This is a genomic window from Shewanella litorisediminis, from assembly GCF_016834455.1.
GTDB classification, from domain to species: domain Bacteria; phylum Pseudomonadota; class Gammaproteobacteria; order Enterobacterales; family Shewanellaceae; genus Shewanella; species Shewanella litorisediminis.
In genome coordinates, this window is record NZ_CP069213.1 from 3625597 (window position 1) to 3643953 (window position 18357).

General features: G+C 56.4%; 17 protein-coding genes. 7 read left to right on the forward strand and 10 right to left on the reverse strand.

Annotated features, from left to right (window positions below):
• Positions 1 to 131: 131 nt before the first annotated feature.
• Positions 132 to 1523, reverse strand: a complete 1392-nt coding sequence (locus tag JQC75_RS16035; protein WP_203325023.1) for a PhoH family protein — start codon at positions 1521 to 1523, stop codon at positions 132 to 134.
• A gap of 317 nt (positions 1524 to 1840) precedes the next feature.
• Here JQC75_RS16035 and rapA point away from each other — a divergent pair, with 317 nt between their 5' ends.
• From rapA to JQC75_RS16050, 3 genes are all read left to right on the forward strand, one after another.
• Complete coding sequence (gene rapA, locus JQC75_RS16040) at positions 1841 to 4744, forward strand: RNA polymerase-associated protein RapA (RefSeq protein WP_203325024.1); 2904 nt, start codon at positions 1841 to 1843, stop codon at positions 4742 to 4744.
• Positions 4745 to 4905: 161 nt separating this feature from the next.
• Positions 4906 to 6609 carry an amidohydrolase gene (locus JQC75_RS16045; protein WP_203325025.1) on the forward strand — a complete coding sequence of 568 codons (1704 nt, stop codon included), beginning with the start codon at positions 4906 to 4908 and terminating at the stop codon, positions 6607 to 6609.
• Positions 6610 to 6739: 130 nt separating this feature from the next.
• Complete coding sequence (locus tag JQC75_RS16050; protein ID WP_203325026.1) at positions 6740 to 7618, forward strand: DUF3530 family protein; 879 nt, start codon at positions 6740 to 6742, stop codon at positions 7616 to 7618.
• Position 7619: 1 nt separating this feature from the next.
• On the opposite strand, the gene JQC75_RS16055 is transcribed toward JQC75_RS16050, so the two are convergent.
• Together JQC75_RS16055 and JQC75_RS16060 are read right to left on the reverse strand one after the other, a co-directional pair.
• Positions 7620 to 8120: a YqhA family protein gene (locus tag JQC75_RS16055; RefSeq protein ID WP_203325027.1), complete on the reverse strand. Its 501-nt coding sequence runs from the start codon at positions 8118 to 8120 to the stop codon at positions 7620 to 7622.
• A gap of 84 nt (positions 8121 to 8204) precedes the next feature.
• Positions 8205 to 9011 (reverse strand): crotonase/enoyl-CoA hydratase family protein, encoded by an 807-nt coding sequence (locus JQC75_RS16060; RefSeq protein ID WP_203325028.1) that lies wholly within the window; start codon positions 9009 to 9011, stop codon positions 8205 to 8207.
• A gap of 287 nt (positions 9012 to 9298) precedes the next feature.
• On the opposite strand from JQC75_RS16060, the gene JQC75_RS16065 reads away from it, so the two are divergent.
• Together JQC75_RS16065 and JQC75_RS16070 are read left to right on the forward strand one after the other, a co-directional pair.
• Entirely contained in the window at positions 9299 to 10306 is a 1008-nt protein-coding gene (locus JQC75_RS16065) for a response regulator (protein ID WP_203325029.1), read from the forward strand.
• Positions 10307 to 10319: 13 nt separating this feature from the next.
• Positions 10320 to 11279, forward strand: a complete 960-nt coding sequence (locus tag JQC75_RS16070) for a sensor domain-containing diguanylate cyclase (RefSeq protein WP_203325030.1) — start codon at positions 10320 to 10322, stop codon at positions 11277 to 11279.
• Between the two features lie 54 nt (positions 11280 to 11333).
• Here the strand turns inward: JQC75_RS16070 and rraB are convergent, their stop codons facing one another.
• From rraB to JQC75_RS18945, 6 genes are all read right to left on the reverse strand, one after another.
• Positions 11334 to 11759, reverse strand: a complete 426-nt coding sequence (rraB, locus tag JQC75_RS16075; RefSeq protein ID WP_203325031.1) for a ribonuclease E inhibitor RraB — start codon at positions 11757 to 11759, stop codon at positions 11334 to 11336.
• 85 nt (positions 11760 to 11844) lie between these two features.
• Positions 11845 to 12582: a 1-acylglycerol-3-phosphate O-acyltransferase gene (locus JQC75_RS16080; protein ID WP_203325032.1), complete on the reverse strand. Its 738-nt coding sequence runs from the start codon at positions 12580 to 12582 to the stop codon at positions 11845 to 11847.
• A 144-nt stretch (positions 12583 to 12726) separates the two neighbouring features.
• Positions 12727 to 13482 (reverse strand): metal ABC transporter permease, encoded by a 756-nt coding sequence (locus JQC75_RS16085; protein ID WP_203325033.1) that lies wholly within the window; start codon positions 13480 to 13482, stop codon positions 12727 to 12729.
• A 3-nt stretch (positions 13483 to 13485) separates the two neighbouring features.
• Positions 13486 to 14391: a metal ABC transporter solute-binding protein, Zn/Mn family gene (locus tag JQC75_RS16090; protein ID WP_203325034.1), complete on the reverse strand. Its 906-nt coding sequence runs from the start codon at positions 14389 to 14391 to the stop codon at positions 13486 to 13488.
• Positions 14375 to 15568 (reverse strand): hypothetical protein, encoded by a 1194-nt coding sequence (locus tag JQC75_RS16095; RefSeq protein ID WP_203325035.1) that lies wholly within the window; start codon positions 15566 to 15568, stop codon positions 14375 to 14377. Before JQC75_RS16095 ends, JQC75_RS16090 begins: the two co-directional genes overlap by 17 nt.
• Positions 15569 to 15647: 79 nt before the next feature.
• Positions 15648 to 15941, reverse strand: coding sequence for an ABC-type zinc uptake system zinc chaperone (locus JQC75_RS18945; RefSeq protein ID WP_239002028.1), 294 nt, complete (start codon positions 15939 to 15941; stop codon positions 15648 to 15650).
• A 204-nt stretch (positions 15942 to 16145) separates the two neighbouring features.
• Between JQC75_RS18945 and JQC75_RS19010 the strand changes: the two genes are divergently transcribed.
• Positions 16146 to 16268: a hypothetical protein gene (locus tag JQC75_RS19010; protein ID WP_275403198.1), complete on the forward strand. Its 123-nt coding sequence runs from the start codon at positions 16146 to 16148 to the stop codon at positions 16266 to 16268.
• Here the strand turns inward: JQC75_RS19010 and JQC75_RS16105 are convergent.
• On the reverse strand, positions 16265 to 16594 hold the full coding sequence (locus JQC75_RS16105) for a hypothetical protein (RefSeq protein WP_203325036.1): 330 nt from the start codon (positions 16592 to 16594) through the stop codon (positions 16265 to 16267). The two genes, JQC75_RS19010 and JQC75_RS16105, sit on opposite strands and share 4 nt — an antisense overlap.
• A 145-nt stretch (positions 16595 to 16739) precedes the next feature.
• Here JQC75_RS16105 and JQC75_RS16110 point away from each other — a divergent pair, with 145 nt between their 5' ends.
• On the forward strand, positions 16740 to 18341 hold the full coding sequence (locus tag JQC75_RS16110) for a mechanosensitive ion channel family protein (RefSeq protein WP_239002029.1): 1602 nt from the start codon (positions 16740 to 16742) through the stop codon (positions 18339 to 18341).
• Positions 18342 to 18357 lie beyond the last annotated feature (16 nt).

Sequence of the window (18357 nt, forward strand, 5' to 3'; positions counted from 1 at the left end):
ACAGGAACCCCGAGCCAGTCACATCAAATAATTGTCATCGAATTTGTTTCAAAGTCGCTGTTTTTGCATCGCATTAAGGATAAAAAACGGACCCGGCGGGTCCGTTTGTCTGCCATGCCACAGGCGCTGACTTACAGGTGCTCCTCGGCGAATTCGGCAAGCCGGGATCTGACCACACCATTGAGGTAGACATTGGCACTGCCTTCGAAGTTCTTGAACCTTTCCACAATGTAGGTCAGGCCCGAGGTCACGGCGGTCAGATAATTGGAGTCTATCTGGGCCAGGTTGCCCGAGCAGATAAGCTTGGTGCCTTCGCCCATGCGGGTGATCATGGTTTTGATTTGCGATGCTGTGAGGTTTTGACATTCATCCAACAGCACTATGGCATTCTGGATGGAGCGGCCACGCATAAAGTTGATGGATTTGAACTGGATGTTGGCTTTTTCCATGATGTAGTTCATGGAGCCGTGGGGATTGACGTCGTTCTTGTGCAGCACTTCCAGGGTGTCAGTGATGGCCGCAAGCCAGGGGGCCATTTTCTCTTCTTCTGTGCCGGGCAAGAAGCCGATGGACTCGGCAATTTCCGGGGTGTTGCGGGTCACTATCACCTTGTCGTACTGATTGCGTTCCACCACCAGCTCAAGTGCCGCCGCCATGGCCAGCAGGGTTTTACCGCAGCCGGCGGGGCCGGTAAGTATGACCATGTCGATATCCGGATCCAGCAGCGCCTGCAACGCCATGCCCTGATACACGTTTTTAGGCCTTATGCCCCAGGCTTCCAGATTCAGCAAGCGGCTGCGCCCCAAATCCACTATGTGCAGGTGGGTATCGTCCTTGGAGATGACTCTGCCACAAAAGTCAGATTCTTCGTCGATAAGGTATTGGTTGATATAGAGATGGTCGTCTTCGAGATCTTTAAGGGGGACTTCGTGGATAGTCTGGCGGCCGTGGCGGGTAGTGGACACCTTCTCCAGATGCTCCCAAAAATTGCCTTCAAACTGATGAAAGCCCTTAGTTAAGAAGCGAATGTCATCGATAAGTTGGTCGGTGCGGTAGTCTTCTACCAGTTTGATGCCGGCGCCCTTTGCCTTGAGGCGCATATTGATATCTTTGGTGACCAACACCACGGGACGTGGTGAGTGCTGTTTTTGCAGATAGAGCGCAGTATTGATAATACGGTTGTCGTTATGGTCGCCGGGCAGGCCGCCTATGGTCATTTCAAGTTGATGGTCGGGGAAAATGGCGAGTGTGCCTGTGGCTTCGTGGCCTTCGCGGGCCGGCAGGGGAACGCCTGCAATAATCTGTTCGGGGGTGGTTTCGCCGCCAAGGGTATCTTCCAGTGCCCTGATGGCGACCCGGGCGTCACGGCTGACATCCCGCTTGCGGTCTTTGATCTGGTCCAGCTCTTCAAGAACAGTCATAGGGACTATGACATCGTGTTCTTTAAAGGAATAAATCGCTAAGGGTTCGTGCAATAAAACATTGGTATCCAGTACAAACAACTTTCTGTCGTCTTGTTCCATGGCGCCTCCGGTTTTAGTGACATAGGGCGATGATATTGTGATTGCGCTGGGATGTATGGCTGGGGCGGGATCCTCCTTGGATGGCTGGGACGGATAGGACAAGGTCACATCCTGTCGTTGAATCAATACTGACACCCTTCCCGGCAAAGCTCAACACTCCATTAACACCCAATTCCATTCAAAGACAAATGTATGACAAGCCCGTGACAGAATGAAAGTTGTCAGCTGCACGATGGGGATCTAGGCTGATTCAAATATCCGGGCCGTTGGTATAACATACGCGCCCTTTGAGTTCCCCCTTGAGTTGAGAGAGTAAGATGTCGTTTGCGGTTGGGCAGCGCTGGATCAGTGACACAGAATCGGAATTGGGTTTGGGCACAGTGGTGCAGATAGAGGGCCGCATGGTCACTCTGCTGTTTCCTGCCACCGGTGAAAACCGCATGTTTGCCATGGCCGAAGCGCCCCTCACCCGGGTGATATACAACCCCGGAGACACCATCGACAGCGCCGAAGGCTGGGGCATGACGGTGGACAAGGTCGAAGAATTAAACGGCCTGGTATTTTATTTGGGCAAGCGCACCGACACGGGTGAAGACACCCTGCTGCGCGAGACCCTGCTCGAGCACAATATTCGTTTCAACAAGCCCCAGGATCGCCTGTACGCCGGCCAGATTGACCGTATCGAGCGCTTTGGTGTGCGTTATAAGGCGCAGTTGCTGCGCCACAAGCAGGCCACCTCGCCACTGCTGGGCCTGCAGGGCCCAAGGGTTGGCCTGATTCCGCATCAGCTGTGGATTGCCCATGAAGTGGGCCGTCGCCACGCCCCGCGGGTATTGCTCGCCGACGAAGTGGGTCTGGGTAAAACCATTGAAGCGGGCCTGATTATCCACCAACAGCTGATAACAGGCCGCGCCGAGCGGGTACTGGTGATAGTGCCCGATACCCTGCGCCACCAGTGGCTGGTGGAAATGCTGCGCCGCTTTAACCTGCGCTTCTCGGTATTTGATGAAGACCGCTGCGTGGAGGCCTTTGCCGACCACGACAACCCCTTCTACACAGAGCAGCTGGTGATTTGCTCGCTGGAGCTGCTGCGCAAGAAGCGCCGATTGGAGCAGGCGCTGGATGCCGATTGGGATCTGATGGTGGTGGACGAAGCCCACCACCTGGAGTGGAGCGAAGACGAGCCCAGCCGCGCCTATCAGGTGGTCGAGGCCCTCGCCGCCGTGGTACCCGGGGTGCTGCTGCTCACCGCCACTCCGGATCAACTGGGCCACCAGAGCCACTTTGCCCGTTTGCGCCTGCTGGATCCCGACCGTTTTTACGACTATCAGGCCTTCCTCGAGGAAGAAAAAGGCTACCAGGCCGTGGCCGAAGCCGCCGATGCCCTGGCAAGCGGCATCAAGCTTTCCGATGAGGCCATCAACGGCCTGACCGAGCTCTTGTCGGAGAAAGACATAGCCCCGGCCATTCGCCAGATCCAGGCCGAAAACCTCGACGAAGAGCTGCGCCAGGCCGCCCGCGATGAGCTGCTGCAGGAACTTCTGGACCGCCACGGCACCGGCCGGGTGCTGTTCCGTAACAGCCGCGCCTCGGTAAAGGGCTTCCCCAAGCGGGAGTTCCACAGCCACGGCTTCGAACTGCCTGAGCAATACGTGACCGCCATGCGGGTAAACGCCATGATGGGCGGCGCCCGCACCCAGGAAGCCCGGGTGGCCCAGGCCCTGAGCCCCGAGCGTATCTATCAGGAGTTTGATGACAACAACGCCAGCTGGTGGAAGTTCGACCCAAGGGTCGACTGGCTTATCGACTTTTTGAAGTCCCATCGCTCCAAGAAGGTGCTGGTAATTGCCAGCCGCGCCGAGACGGCACTGGCGCTGGAAGAAGCCCTGCGCACCCGTGAAGGCATACAGGCCACTGTGTTCCACGAAGGCATGTCCATCATTGAGCGCGACAAGGCCGGTGCCTACTTTGCCCAGGAAGAAGGCGGCGCCCAGGCGCTGATTTGCTCGGAAATCGGCTCTGAAGGCCGTAACTTCCAGTTTGCCAGCCACCTGGTACTGTTCGACCTGCCCCTGAACCCGGATTTGCTGGAGCAGCGTATCGGCCGTCTGGACCGTATCGGCCAGCGCCACGATGTGCAGATTCACCTGCCGTTCCTCAAGCACACGGCTCAGGAACAACTGATGCACTGGTATCACGAAGGGCTGTGCGCCTTCGAACTCACCTGCCCCGGCGGCCATGTGCTTTTTGGGGAGTTCAAAGAGCGTCTGCTCAGTGTGCTGACCGGTGAGAGTGACGAGCTGGATGAACTGATGGCCGACACCAAGGCACGCTACAAGGCGCTGAAAGCCGCCATGGAGCAGGGTCGCGACAAGCTGCTTGAACTCAACAGCCACGGCGGCGCCAAGGCCGAAGCCATTGCAGCCAGCCTCAGCGACGCCGACGAAGATACCGACCTTATCGCCTCGGTGATCCGCCTGTGGGACGTGATAGGTATCGACCAGGATGACAAGGGTGAAAACTCCATCGTGCTGCGCACCACGGATCATATGATGTACCCCACCTATCCCGGTCTCAACGAGGATGGGGTGACTGTCACCTTCGATCGCAACACGGCACTGTCACGGGACGATATCGCCCTTATCACCCTGGAGCATCCTCTGGTGCAGACCGGGCTCGACCTCATCACAGGGTCTGATACCGGCACCACCTGTGTGGCACTGTTGAAAAACAAGGCGTTACCGGCGGGCACCATTTTCCTGGAGCTGATTTACCTCGCCGAAACCACAGCGCCCAAGGCCAGCCAGCTTTACCGCTATCTGCCGCCCACGCCGGTGCGTGTGCTGCTGGATAAGAACGGTAACAACCTGTCTGACAAGGTGGACTACGACAACTTCGACAAGCAGCTGTCCGGGGTGAATCGCCATATCGCCAGCAAGCTGGTCAATGCCTCCCAGACCATATTGCATCCGCTGTTTGCCAAGGGTGAAGAGTTTGCAGGGGAAGCCCTTGAAATCCTGACCAGGGATGCCAGGGCGCGCATGGAAACCCAGCTGGGCGCCGAGCTCTCACGGCTTGAGGCCCTCAAGGCGGTGAACCCCAGCATCCGCGAAGAAGAGCTGGAGCACCTGCGGCAGATGATGCAGGAACTGTCGGGCTACCTTGGCAATACCCAGCTGCAGCTGGATGCCATCCGCCTGGTGCTGGTAAGCCACAACTGAGGCAAGCCAAATCAAGGCGCCCAAGCCAAGCCCAATCAAAGGCCCGCCACTGCGGGCCTTTTTTATGCCATTCATGGGGTGACTCGGACGAAGGAGCAATGCTATAACCTTAAAAAACATAACAAACTTTAAACATTTCACTCTCTGCACAAGGATTTCCCATGGTCGCTCACCGCTCCTTGCATACAGGCTCACGTTCTCTCAATTCCCTGCCACGCCGCACATTGCTGGCCTCCTTGCTGCTGTTTTGCTGCCAGGGCGCCCCCACAGCCGCCACCATCAAACTGGAAAATATCCGCGGTTACGGTTTTGATGACGAGCGTCAATTGGTCTCCTTCGACACCCTCGCCTATGACGATGCCACCGGCAAGGTGCTGGCAAGGGGCAAGGAGGCGCAGTCGCTGACCACAGACAAGGTGCTTAATGGCGCCGGCAAGACACTGTTACCGGGGCTGATTGACGGCCATGGTCATGTCTTGGGGCTGGGACAGAGCCTGAGCCGGGTTGAGCTCAGGGAAAGCCGCACCGAAGCGGCGGCCGCCAGTCTGGTGAGTGACTTTGCCCGTGCCCATCCGGAGCAACGCTGGATACTGGGCCGAGGCTGGAATCAGGAACTCTGGGACAGCCGCGCCTATCCCAGCAAGGCCTCGCTGGATGCCCTGATAAGCGACAGACCCGTTTGGCTGCAGCGTGTTGATGGTCACGCAGGCTGGGCCAACAGCAAGGCGCTGGCCCTGGCGGGGATAAGCCGGGATACCCTCGACCCGGACGGCGGTCAAATCATCAAGGACGCAAAGGGTGAGCCCACGGGCGTGTTGGTGGATAACGCCATGGCGCTGCTGGAAAGACACATTCCCGAACCCGATAAAGCCGAGCGGCTCGCCGCCTTTGCCACCGCCTTTGACCACCTGCTCTCTCTGGGTATCACTGCCACCCATGATGCGGGCATCAGCGCCGCCGAGCTGGGCGACTATCAGGCACTCAGGCAGCAAGATAAGCTGCCGGTACGGATATACGCCATGCTGTCGGCGGCCGATCCGGCGCTGGATACCTGGCTGAAACAGGGCCCGATTCTGGATGAAGACGAGCGTCTGGTGGCGCGCTCGGTGAAAATTTACAGTGACGGCGCCCTTGGCAGCCGGGGGGCGGCGCTGCTGGCACCCTACAGCGACAGACCCGGCGAAACAGGACTGCTGGTCACCCCTGAGCCGGAACTTGGCAGCCTGATAAAGGCCACGGTAGCGGCCGGTTTTCAGGCCAATGTTCATGCCATAGGCGACAGAGCCAACCGCATGGTGTTGGATAAGTTCGCCCAATTGGATAACAAAACCCGCGAGGCAGGTCGCCATCGCATCGAACACGCCCAAATTATCGATCCCGAGGATTTGCCGCGCTTCGCCACGCTCAAGGTATTGCCCTCCATGCAACCCACCCACGCCACCTCAGATATGAATATGGCCGGGGATCGCCTCGGTGAGCAGCGTCTGCGTGGTGCCTATGCCTGGCGTACCCTGGTGGACCTTGGCAGCCCCATTGTGGGTGGCTCCGACTTCCCGGTTGAGCTGGCTAATCCCTTCCACGGCCTCCATGCCGCCGTCACCCGTCAGGATCAGCGTAATCTGCCGGAAGGTGGCTGGCGCCCGGCTGAGAAGTTGACCCTGGCCGAAGCCCTGCGTGCCTTCACCCGGGATGCGGCCTATGGCGCCTTTCAGGAGCAGAAAATGGGCAGCCTGACGCCGGGCAGCTTTGCCGATTTTATTGTGCTGGACAGGGACATCTTCGCCATCGCACCTGAGCAGCTGTGGCAGACCCGGGTACTTGAAACCCATGTGGCAGGTAAGCAGGTGTATGCCCTGGGGCAATAATGACGGCGCCCGGCACGAAACACCGGGCCCAAGTTCCCATGCCGGTTTATGATCGCCAAGTCAGGAGTTCTGTGGGAGGCGTCAGGTGGGTTATTATCAGCAGGTACATTGCCTTAAAAACGGAAATCCCATGCGCGCCCTCTTTGCCCTGAGCCACAGTGTTCTGCTGAGCCTGAGTCTGTTGTTGAGTCTGTTATTACCCACAGCCCAGGCCGCCGATGATCCTGCATTCGATTACCTCAAGAGCCGCCAAATGCGCGCCATCAACGTGGAAGGCACTGAGCTGCCGGTATTGGTGCGCCCCTGGGAAGGCAAGAGTCAGCACGGTGCGGCGCTGATTTTTGCCGACACCGGCTTTGGCGCCGATGCCCCGGGACTGGTGGCCTTTTTGCGGGATGGTTTAAGCCCTCTGGGCTGGGCCAGTATCAGCATGACGCCACCGAGTAACCCACCCCACCCAAGTTTTTCCACGGCGCCGGAAGAGGTGGCAAAGGCGGGAGACAAACAGCTGTCATTGCCACCGGGCAAGGCCATGGACAGGTTCAGCCCAGAGGAATGGCAACAACATGTGGACACCCAGCTGGGCTTTGTGGAGGCCAGTCTGGGGCAATTGGATCAGATAGGTGCAGCCTATCCGGGCAAGCGCATCCTGGTGAGCATGGACCGCAGCGCCGCCCTGCTGCTGCAGCTGCTGGCGGATGGCAAGGTGGCACCACCGGATCTTCTGGTGATAATCAACCCCTACAGCGAGTCGCCGGACTTTGACGAACGCCTGCCGGGGCTGGTGGCCATACAGGAAGTTCCGGTGCTGGATATTCAATCGCCGGATGGCAATAGAGCGAGCCTGGCTGCCGCCTCGCTGCGGCGAGCCAATTCGGCCATGAAAGATGCCATGGCCTACCGGCAGCTGCCACTGGCGCTCAACATCAGTGAACCCGATGCCTGGGCCGATGTGCTCAGCGCTATCCGGGGCTTCGCCGCCAGTGTCAAGGCCGCTCCCCTTAACTGATTCAGGCCTGCTTGTCCTTGGTGAGCATCAGCGCCAGGGCAACCAACACCACCACGCCGGCCATATACAGCAGCTCCAGTGCGCTCTGGGGCTTGAGCTCGCTGAAAAAGGAAAACAGCTTGATCACCAGCATCATGAGTATGACCTTGCCAAGCTTGCTTTTGAGTGAGTCTATGCTGCTGATAATCAGAATTTTACCGCCAACCTCTGACTCTGACGCCGGCTTGATGTCACGGATAAAGAGCTCGTAAAGACCGAAGGCAAAAATCAGCAGCACAGCGCCCAGCAAAAAGGTGTCGAGGATTTCAATGACCACCATCACCAGATCGTTACGCACCTCAAGGCTGCCACTGGCAAGGTAATCCCACAGCAGGTGAAGCATGTGCAGCACGTCCTTGGCGCCCATGATAAAGACCACCAGAGCCGCCACGATACAGGCCACCACCCCAAAAATCACCGACAGACGGCTGCTCCACAGCAAACGCTCCAGTTGGTTTTTCATCTTCCTGCTCCCTAAAAATAAAGCGCCGATTGTGGGCGCTTTGGCGGGTTGCACGCAAGTCCAATTCCTTGGATTGTGAAGGGTTTACCAGAATTTTTGTCGGGGCCGGTAATCCTGGTCAGTTTTATCCTGTTGGCGCCGGGCGGCGATGGCAAAGTTTTTCCCCAGCAGCAAACGTACCTGATACCAGGACTCCCGCGCCAGCAGCCGGCGGATACCGCCCGTCCAACTGAGATGAATTGAGCCCTTGATGGCCGCCAGTGCATCGGGAGAGCGGGTCATCAACTCGTTGGCAAAAGCCATGGCGTCTTCCATGGGGTCAGCCGTTACCCGACTGACCAAGCCCAAAGCCGCGGCTTCCGGGGCTTTGACTATTCTGGCGGTCATCGACAGCTCCAGCGCTTTATCCTTGGGCAGAATGCCCCTGAGGCTCACCAGCCCTGCCATGTCAGGCACCAGCCCCCACTTGGCTTCCATAATGGACAGCTCGGCACCCTCGGCCGCAAAGCGAAAATCGGCCCCCAGCGCGATTTGCATGCCACCGCCATAACAATAACCTTCAATAACGGCGATAACAGGCACCGGCAAACGACTCCAGCCAATGGAGACCCGCTGCGCCAGATTGGCGTTGCCGGGCAGCCACTTGGCCAGCAGCCCCAAAGGTTGCAACGGCTTGCTGGTCACACTCTTGATATCGAGCCCCGACGAAAAGTGCCCCTGGGCGCCTTGCAGTATCACTACCCGCACCTGTCTGTCCCTTGCAAGCAGCTTCTGCACCCGGCAGATCTCTAAAAACATCTCATAATTCAATGCATTGAATTTTTCTGGTCGGTTTAGTGTCACAAAGGCTATGCCATCCTTTATGACCAAGGTGACTGGAGATTGTGTCATGCCGCATCCTAACTGGTCTGTCCAGAAGCGATAGTAACATATTTGGCATAAATGACTATTCGACGTAACATACGTCAAACTTTTTGACGTCCGTCAGCATTTTGACATTGGAAATTTATTACGGGTTGCACCCCAAACACAGCGGGGTATGATTCGGCCATGGGAAACGCCAGCTTCAGGGCTCACCATGGGATCCAGCCAGGAAAGGCACTACGACCCAGAGCAGGATGACATCAGAAATTGGTGTTATCTTGAATAAGAAGAACAATCGAGGACCTTATTCCAGCATGGCACTTCCAGTATTGATATGTGACGACTCCGCAATGGCTCGAAAGCAGATGGCCCGGACACTGCCCAAGGATTGGGATGTCGACATTACCTTTGCCACCAATGGTGCCGAAGGCATAGAGGCCATCAAAGCCGGCAAGGGCGAGGTGGTGTTTCTTGACCTCAATATGCCTGTCATGGACGGCTATGAGGTGCTGCAAACCATTCAGCAGCAGGACTTGCCTGCGCTGGTCATAGTGGTATCGGGTGACATTCAAATTAAGGCTCACGAACGGGTTAAGGCGCTGGGTGCGCTCGATTTTATCCAAAAACCTGTCAGTGCCGAGGCCATCGCCGGCATACTCCAGGAATACGGTATTCTCGTGCCCGGCGAAGGTGAGGCCGACGAGACCGAAGACAACCCCCTGTTAAAAGTCGATATGCGCGATGCCTGCCAGGAAATCGCCAACGTTGCCATGGGCCGTGCAGCAGACCTGCTGGCCAAGTTGCTTGATGTATTTGTGGTATTGCCCATTCCCAACGTCAATGTGCTGGAAGTGAGTGAGCTGACCATGGCGCTCAAGGCCACCGAAACCTCGGCCAAGGTCACCGCCCTGTGTCAGGGCTTTATCGGTGCCGGCGTCGCCGGTGAAGCCCTGCTGCTGTTCCATGATTCCAGTTTTCAGGATATGGCCAAGCTGATGAAGCTCGATGGCCCCAACGACGAGGCCACCGAGGTGGAAGTGCTGATAGACACAGGCAATGTGCTTATCGGCGCCTTTTTGAATGGCATCGCCGAACAGCTGGATATGCATTTCAGTCAGGCGCATCCCGTCGTACTTGGGCGCCACTGCACAGTCAACGACCTTATCCACGACAACGCCGAAAAATGGCAACGCACCCTGGCGATGGAAATCAACTATCGCATCGAAGATCACAACATTGAATGCGATCTTCTGCTCCTTTTCACTGAAGACTCGCTGCCGACCCTGAACTACAAGCTCGGCTACATGTTGGATACCGATTGAGGCCAAACCGCTGATGTCCAATGACGCAGACCTGATGAACGAACTCCACTGGCTTATCGATATGGTGCAAACCATAGAAGTGGGCCTGGTGGTACTGGACAGAAACTTCAATATCGCCCTGTGGAATGGCTTTATGGAAAACCACAGTGGTGTTTCTCCCAATTCCATCAAGGGCAAAAACCTGTTTGAAGAGTTTCCCGAACTCCCCGCCGCCTGGCTTAAGAAGAAGATGGAGTCGGTGTATCTGCTGAAGAACCGCGCCTTTATCAGTTGGGAGCAGCGCCCTTTTGTGTTCCAGTTTAAAAACTACCGCCCCATCACAGGCCGGGCGGAGTTTATGTACCAGAACGTCACCCTGCTGCCACTGGCGTCGCTCACCGGGCAAATTACCCACATCAGCATCATTGTGTACGACGTTACCGACGTGGCAGTGAATAAACTGCAGCTGAAAAACGCCAATGAGCGCCTGGAACACCTGAGCCAAACCGACGGCCTGACACAACTGCACAATCGCCGCCACTGGCAGGAATGCATGAACCGGGAATACGAGCGTTTTAACCGCTATGGCGACCCGGTGAGCCTGGTGATGTTTGACATAGACCGTTTCAAGCAGGTCAACGATGAGCACGGCCATGTGGCAGGTGACAAGGTTATTCAGCACATAGCCCACCTGCTGAGCCAATCACTGCGGGAAACTGACTGCGCAGGCCGTTACGGCGGCGAAGAATTTGCCGTGGTCCTCACCGGCACCACCGCCGAAGAGGCGTATCATTTTACCGAGCGCCTGCGGGAGAAAGTGGCCTCCTCTGCCATCCAGTTTGGCGGCAAGAGCATACAGGTCACCATCAGCCTGGGCATTTGCGGTATGGATGACTTTGTCGACAACGAATCCCAGTGGCTGGCGTTCGCGGATCAGGCGCTCTATCAGGCCAAACAACAGGGGCGCAACCGCACTGTCATTTACAGCGAATAAGCCGATTTACAGGCATAAAAAAGCCCGTCTCTGGACGGGCTTTTTTATTGAATATCAGTGGCGCTCAATGGGGAAGCCATCATTGTCGTAGTCTTCGTCGTCATCTTCGTCGTCGAAGTCTTCATCGTCGCCCATAAAATAGGTGCCCCAGCCGTCGTAGTCTACCTTCTGCTTGGCCGCGAGGTTAATCAGCTGCTCACAGGCCTTGTCTATCAGGTCAACGTCCAGTGCATGGTTGGCGATAGCATCGAAGCAGAGGATCACACTGCCATCTTCCAGCTCCAACTCTTCGGCGTCAGTCACCTCGAAGCCCAGTTTGAAGGCGTCTACCGCGGCTTTTTCAAGGCGATCGAAATTGGTGCTCGAAAAATGATGTTCAATCATGTACTCGGCATCCGGGTCGGAACCATCATCCAGCAGCGACTGAACGATATCACGGGTCTCTTCCTGTTGGGCCTTCAGCAGGCGCTCAATAGACATGGGCTGACTCCAATAAACAAAGCAAGCGCCTGCCCACCACGGGAGGCGCAATCGGGGTGCAGTATAACAGAGATTAAAAAAGGCGTCAGTTGGCCAGACGGGTGCGGCCCATCAGGGCTTCGGCCTCTCGGTTGAGCTGTTCAAGCTTGGCCGACATGGCGGCATGAATACGCTCAGACAGTTCCTTGACCTGACTCTTGTCCAGCCCTTTGGTTTCAAAGGGTTCCATCTGCTCGATGATCACCACGCCATTGTTCCAGCGATTGAGCTTGATATGGCACTGGTTGGATGCCAGCACAGGCACCATGGGCACACCGGCGGCAATCGCCGTGTGGAAAGCACCGGCCTTGAAGGGCAGGAGTCCACGGCCGCGGCTGCGGGTGCCTTCGGGAAAAATCCACACCGACAGGCACTTATCTTTGATTTTTCTGGCGGTGTTCGCCATGGTCTCAAAGGCGCGATTACGATTTTTACGATCGATAAGGATATTGCCCGACAGCCAGTAGATCTGGCCGAAGAACGGCATCCAGGCAATGCTCTTTTTCCCCAGGCTCACGGTGCCTTTTGGCACGGCTGCGGTATGGGTGAACATATCAAAGTTGTTTTGATGGTTGGCAAGGTATACGCAAGGTTCGCTGCTGGCGGCCTGGGGACGACGTACTATCACCTTGATCCCCAATACCGGGGCTACGGCAGAGAACCATTTGGCGAACATATGTACATTGTCACGGTGCCTTGGACGCAGCAAACAGGCGATGGAACCCACGATGAATGCCATCAGCAGCAATATAGCCAACAGCAAGGATCTGACGATTAACAGCACGACATACTCCCGGTAAAAACTCCTGCGCAGTATAACGACTGAGCAAGACAGGAACAATATTTTGTTTACACGTGTGCGCTGATTTATTAATTGATTATTAAAATCATAAAGTTAAAGCCCACCTCTCGGTGGGCTTTCCGGGGATTATCGCTTGGCTGCCAGCAGCCTGAACACCATGGCAGACAGCGCCAGGGTTGCCACTATCATGGCGCCGCTTGGCAAGTCGAACATGGCCGACAGCAAAAGCCCGGCCAGATAACCGCAAAGGCCAACCAGATAAGCCCAACCCAATGCTTTGCTGCAGCTGAGCTTATTGACTGCCAGCGCAGGCAAAATCAGGGTACTGAACACCAGATAGACTCCAACCAGCTCAACCGACAGGGTGATCACCAGGGCAAACACCAGGTAGAAACCCGCCCCATCGAGCACGGTTGGCCGCGCCATGATGAGCGCCAGCACCGCGGCAGACACCAGCGCGGGCAGATACAGTTGCTCCCAGCTAACCCAAAGGATCTGACCGGACATCAGCTGCTTGAGCAGCTCCGCACCATGGGGGTCATTGGCGAGCAGCAACATGGCCCCAACGGCCGCCAGCACATAGAGACAACCAATCATGGCCTCCAGCTCATCGGCCATGCGCCGCGAGAGCCAGGCAATCAGCCCTGCGCCGGCAAGGGCAAAAAGCGCCGGCATCCAGACTCCCGAAAATGGCGCGTCCTCCAGCACGGGGTGCATGTGGGCCACAATGGCCCCCAGCGCCGCCACCTGAGCAATGGCCAAATCGATAAAGATGATGCCACGCTTAAGCACCTGGCGCCCCAGCAGCACATGGGTAGAGAGCACCAATACCCCGGCGGCGAGCGCCGGCAGCAGTATGTCCAGCAGATCCCAGTCAAACATAGGTCAATTCACCCCGTTCAAAAGGTTAATCACGCTGTCGTAGAGACTGAAAAGATCCTGACTCTCATCGTTGCCTCCCACAGACATGGGCAGCACCAGCACCGGCAAGTTGGCTTTTTCGGCCAGCCAGTTGGCGCCGCGGGTATCCTGATAGGAAGCCACCACAATCGCCGAGACATCCCCCTTGCGGGCACGTTCCAGCAGGCTGGCGAGGTGACCACTGGAAGGCGGCAGACCCGGTTTGGGTTCCAGATCCGCCACCTGCTCTATACCAAGCCAATCAAAGAGGTAGCGAAAGCTGGTGTGATAGGCAATCACCTTACGTCCGGCAAGCCCGTGTGCAGAGGCTTCCCAAGCCGGAATGGCGGCCTGCCAGCGCTCGCTGAAGCTTGCAAAGGCCGCATCGTAGCCGGCGCTGTTGCCGGGATCCAGGCGCTTAAGTCTGGCGGTAACCGCTTCGGCCACCTGCAATAAGCGGCCCGGTGAAAAGTGCAGGTGCGGATTCCCCTTAACATGCACATCCCCCATGGAGCGGTCGACCTTGTCCAGCTTATCCAGGGTCTCAATCAGCTCGGCTGCGTAAAGCATGCCGTCGCTGCCGTCTCTGACCCTGGCATTGGCGGATTTCATCTGCAGCATTGGCAGCCAGCCAATCTCAAGCTCAGCTCCGGCGCAGAGCGCCAAATCGGCCTGGCGCATCTTGGCAATCAGGCTCGGACGAGCCTGCACCTGATGAGGATCCTGCATGGCGGTGGTCGCCGAGTAAATCCTGGCATCCGGGGCCAGCTCTTTGGCCAGCGCCGCATATTCGGGCTCGCAGGCGAAGATATTCAACCCGGCCACGGCACTGGCGCTGTGGCCCAGAGTCAGGGCCAGCAGGCCCCCGAGCAACTTAGAATTGATGCGCACCATGGGCCCCCAGAGTCATCACGTATTGCAGAGTGAACAGGTTATCGTCGCTGATACCGTCAAAGTTGGTTCCCTGTTGGCGGGTATACTGCAAACGCACTGTGGAGAAATGGCTGTGATGCCAGTTTAAGCTGACTTCGGTTTCTTTCAGTTTCTGGGCATCAAAGTGGTCATCGTGGGCCAGCTGGGTATCCAGCTCACCGTAACGAAGACCGGCAGACCAGTTGGGGCTGAACTGATACACACCGCTCAGGTACCAGCCCTGATGGTAGTCTTTGCCATGGGAATGCTCGTGGCCCTCTTCTTCCTCGTGTTCCTCTTCATTGAGCTCAGGTGCCTTGAAGTCGTTCACTCGGAAGAACTCGCCGCTCAGGGTCAGGTGCTGATACTTGTAGTTGCCGTTGGGCGCCCATTTGTAGACAAAGTCAGCCACATAGGTATTTTCGCCCGTGTAGGCAGCGCTATGGCTGTGATCATGGGCTGGCTCATCTTCCTCATGGGGCTCTTCCCCTTCTTCATGGGGTGTCAGGCGGCCGTTCTGGTTTTTCATGTAGGCCAATCCCAGCTGCCATGAACTGTTGTCGCCTATGTCGCCACCCAACTTGGTGAAAGCGTTGTAAACCCCCACGGTATCGAATTCACGCTCGCCATGTTCATCTTCGGCGCGCATATTGTCGCCTTTCAAGGCTTCAACGCCAAAGGTCCAGTAAAGGTCCGTTGGGGCCACCCAGCTCAAGCGCAGACCATCATCAAAGTAATGGCCCCCGAGGAAGGCGCGGTACACCGCTGGGCGACCGGCAAAGGCGTCAGTATGCAGGTGTTGGTTGTTCAGGTAGCCCACATCCGACAGAAAACGACCGGCACGCACGGATAATCCGGCTGGCATTGCCAGCGTCTGGATAAAGGCTTCTTCAAGCTCCAGCTCAGTTTCGCCGTCGTGAACTTCAATCACTGCGGTCAATTTGCCATAAAAGAGGTCATCGATATTGGCGCTGATGGCAAGCTCACTCTCACCCAATCCAAAGCCTTCTTCGCGACCACCCAGGGCGCGATCACCGCTCTGATAATAGCCGTCCAATACAGCACTGATGGCAGGGTTACCCAGGGTAGGTGTCTCAGCAACTGCCACGGCAGAGATCAGGGAAGATGCCAACACAGACAAACGAAAGCTATTCATAAATTCTCCAAAAATACAGCAAGCGCCCGACAGCGAACCACCATCGGGAAATAGTTAAATTATTCAATGCGATATGTATTTATGGAGCGAGAGGTGGCCCACGGGCCTGGGGATGTGGGCGAGCAGATTCTGCCACAAGAAGCAGCGGAGCCTGAGGTTGCTCGAACACCTGAAGCTGAGGCACCTTGGGCAGGTCTGCACCGGGCAAGAGCTTGTTCAGCTGATGCTGGTGGAAGCACAGGGTACAGTGGTTGTAAGCATCTTCATTGAGGTGAGTCGTGGCGTGAGCGGCAGCAATAAACGACAGCACCACCAGTACGGCAGAAAGCCATACAGCGATAAGTCGATGAATTTTGCGCCTTGGAAATTGCACGCACCCTACTCCGGTGATTTGTGAAGCGGCTCAAGTTTACGGCAGCCCAAAAGGGCTGGCAACCGTGACCGCAGTAGAAAAGTTACAGAATGTTACCCAAAGGGCAAGGCGCAGGTTTTCGCCTTAATCTTGTGTTAAGCCGCCTGGCATACTATTCACCACTGTTAAGGTGCTAGCTTGCTTACTCAATCAGGAGAATGCGTTATGGGCCAATTTTTCAAAGAAAACATCAAACTCATTTTGGTTGCGGCCCTGGTGATCGGCGGCATTTTCGGCGGGATCTGGTGGGTTGAAGCCTCACTCAGCGCCCAGGAAACCGTGCTCTAACGGTACTTTTGCCGCTCATGGCTCTTGTCTTCCACTTCAGGAGCCTCCACCACGATAAGCTGGTCCATTAAGTGAGATATCAGCAGCAGCGCCAGGCACATTGCCGCCACCAATACGGCAACACCGCGCCATGGCGCCTGCAACCAGGCAACCAGCAGCGACGCGGCACCCAGATAAAATCCCAGTAATTTCAATTTAACCAGCAAACCACTGCGGGCAAGCCAGGCATCACAGTGAGGACACTGGATCTGGGCATTCAAGCCCTTGCCACGCTGGTCCTTTACGGCAGTCGCATTGAAGTTTTTGTGGCAATGACTACAGATCATGATTTGTCCTCTACACCTTTGGGCTGCAAATTCTACCAGAGCCTGATGGTTTTTGGATAAGAGTTCTGTTCCTGTCCCGGTTGATTGTACGCCCGCGCCATCAGGGGCTATGATGCTTACATCTTCAAGCAACAGGATGTTGAATATGCGTCTGTTAATCCCCTTCCTCTTAAGCATGAGCCTGCTCAGCCCGACGGCAGCACTGGCCGTCAGCGATGAGTTTCGCAGCAATGTTGAGCAGCTGGAACACACCATAGCGCAGGATCTCAAGGCCCTGTCCCAGGTCAAAGGTGAACTGGTTGCCATCAGTGAATATCGGGTAAACCAAAAAACTGCCGAGCTGAGACAACTTATCAGCAGCGAAATTGAGGCCCCTGACGCCGACCGTGCCTACCTGCAAACCCTGGTGGAAAATCAGCTGAGCTTTATCCAGCAGACCCAGGCTTACCTGAGCAAAGACATCCAAAAGCTCAAAAGCAATCTCGGCGGCGCCAATGACGCCGAGCTCTTGCTGGCGCTGTCCAACCGCGAGCGTGAGCGCGACACCAACTTCAAAAAAGAGCTGCAAACCCTGGATTGGGGCAGCAAACTGGGCATGGACACAGAGCCGCGCCGGGCAGAACTGAAACAGGCACTTGCCGAACGGGCAGACCGCCTGGCAAGCCTGGTGAATTACACCCAGGAGCAACTGAAACATGCCGTGGATGAAGCCCGTGCCGCGGGTAAAGATGTGAGTGCCGAGCAGACCGCCCGAGTCAGTGACCTCAAGGCCCGGCTCGAGCAAAACAGCCTGAGTCTGAGCACCGTCGTGGGTTTGATGGAAGAGCTCGGAGCCGATACCACGGCGCTGAAACAGGTGCTCTTTACCGTGTCAGGAGACATTACCCAGGATGTGCTGGATATCGACCTGGTAGGCAGTCTGCTTGGCAAATGGCTCAGTGTTGCCGAGTCGCAGGCAATAGAAAATGGCCCGCGGGTACTGTTTAAGGTGTTTATCTTCCTGCTTATCCTCTTTGTCGCCAGCCTGGTTGCCAAGCTGGTGAAGAGTGTGGTGAAAAAGGCTGTCAGCAACTCCAAACTCAAATTCAGTAAGCTGCTGCAGGACTTCTTTGTCTCTCTGTCCGCCAAGGGTGTATATACCCTGGGGTTACTGATTGCCCTGTCGCAACTGGGTTTTGAACTTGGGCCCCTGCTGGCCGGTTTCGGTATTGCCGGTGTCATCATAGGTTTTGCGCTGCAGGATACGCTGTCGAACTTTGCCTCCGGCATGATGATTTTGATTTACCGCCCCTATGATGTGGGAGACCTTATCAGCGCTGCTGGCGTCACAGGGCGGGTCAGCCATATGAGCCTGGTATCCACAACTATCAAGACCCTTGATAATCAGCGGCTTATTATTCCAAACAATAAAATTTGGGGTGATACCATCAACAACATTACCGCCGAGCGCCATCGCCGGGTCGATATGACTTTCGGCATCAGTTACGGCGACAATGTCGAGCATGCGGAAAAAATCCTGCTGGATATCGTCAACAAGCATCCAAAGGTGCTCAAAGACCCCGGCGTCACAGTGCGCCTGCACTTGCTGGGCGAATCTTCGGTGGACTTTGTGGTTCGTCCCTGGGTGCGGCCGGATGACTATTGGGACGTATATTGGGACGTGACCAAGGCGGTGAAGCAGCGCTTCGATGCCGAAGGCATCACCATTCCCTTCCCGCAGCGGGATGTGCACTTCTACCGCAGCTGACCACAGGCACTCGCTA